Origin of the sequence: Gordonia sp. ALPHA1B1 (genome assembly GCF_005502615.1) — a bacterium.
Taxonomy (GTDB): domain Bacteria; phylum Actinomycetota; class Actinomycetes; order Mycobacteriales; family Mycobacteriaceae; genus Gordonia; species Gordonia hongkongensis.
Window position 1 is genome coordinate 1 of the sequence record NZ_SCOC01000091.1, and the last position, 1,395, is coordinate 1,395.

1 protein-coding gene is annotated in these 1,395 nt (G+C 62.9%); it reads right to left on the bottom strand.

Annotated features, from left to right (window positions below; genetic code table 11):
• Positions 1–38 precede the first annotated feature (38 nt).
• On the bottom strand, positions 39–1,355 hold the full coding sequence (locus FFS52_RS23515; RefSeq protein ID WP_249358717.1) for an IS256 family transposase: 1,317 nt from the start codon (positions 1,353–1,355) through the stop codon (positions 39–41).
• Between the last annotated feature and the right edge of the window lie 40 nt (positions 1,356–1,395).

Below are 1,395 nucleotides of genomic sequence, written 5' to 3' on the forward strand. Positions count from 1 at the left end.
GGGGAGTATCAGATTAACGGTGTAAGTGGCGTTTTCGGTTAGTTGTCTTCGCTGGCCGGCATGCGGTCGGCGAAGGTGATGGCGAATGCGTTGAGTGCTGGTTTCCACCGCATTGTCCATCGTTTCTGTCCGGTGCCGGTCGGGTCGAGCGACCGGGTCACCAGGTACAGGCACTTTAGCGCCGATTGCTCGTTCGGGAAATGCCCACGAGCCCGCACTGCGCGCCGGTAGCGGGCGTTGAGTGACTCGATCGCATTCGTCGAGCAGATCACCTTACGGACCTCGATGTCGTAGTCGAGGAACGGTATGAATTCTTGCCATGCGTTGCGCCACAACCGGATAGCTGCCGGGTACCGGTGCCCCCACTCGGCGTCGAACGCATCCAGCGCCTCGGCCGCGGCTGCAGCGGTGGGGGCGGTGTAGATCGGTTTGATCGCCTTGGCGATAGCATCGCGGTGCTGGCGGCCGGCATAGCGGAATGTGCCCCGGATCAGATGGATGACACACGTCTGCACCACCGTGTCGGGAAAGACCGCCCCGACCGATTGCGGCAGGCCCTTTAGCCCGTCGCAGACGAGGAAGAAGATGTCGGCTACACCCCGGTTCTTCAGCTCGGTAAGCACCGCCAGCCAGTACTTTGCCGACTCACCATCGCCTTCACCTGCCCACATCCCGAGCACGTCACGATGCCCGGCCAGATCCACCCCGATCGCGGCGTAGATCGGCCGGGGCCCTACCTGCCCATCGCGGATTTTGACATGGATGGCGTCGATGAACACCGCGGCGTAGACGCGTTCGAGCGGACGGGCATGCCAGGTGGACATCTCTTCGAGCACCCGGTCGGTGATCCGGCTGATCGTGTCTTTGGAGACCGCAGCACCGTAGATGTCGGCGAAATGGGCGCTGATTTCACCGGTGGTGAGCCCTCGGGCATACAGCGACAGCACCACCTCATCCACATCAGTCAAGCGGCGTTGGCGCTTCTTCACGATCTGCGGATCGAAGGTGCCTGCCCGGTCCCGGGGGACATCGATCTCGACCTGCCCACACGCATCAGTCAGCACGGTCTTCGATCGAGACCCGTTGCGCGAGTTGCCACTCCCACGACCACGCTGGTCGTGCTTGTCGTACCCGAGATGCTCTGACATCTCTTCATCGAGCGCCGTTTCGAGCACCGTTTTGGTCATCGCTTTGAGCAACCCATCCGGACCGGTCAGGCGGACCCCGGCCTCCCGGGCCTGGCGGACCAGCTCGCGGGCTACCTCGAGTTCATCGACGCTGTGGTCCGCAGGCACCTCGACGATCCCGTCATCGTGTTCATCAGATGGCTCCACAGCCACCAGAGTGTCGGTCATGATGCGACCTTCCTGCCCCCGACACACCGAGGGCGGTAAG

What these genes read in the sequence shown, in the direction of transcription:
- FFS52_RS23515 (WP_249358717.1), bottom strand. Translation starts at nt 1,355, where the DNA reads ATGACCGACACTCTGGTGGCTGTGGAGCCATCTGATGAACACGATGAC.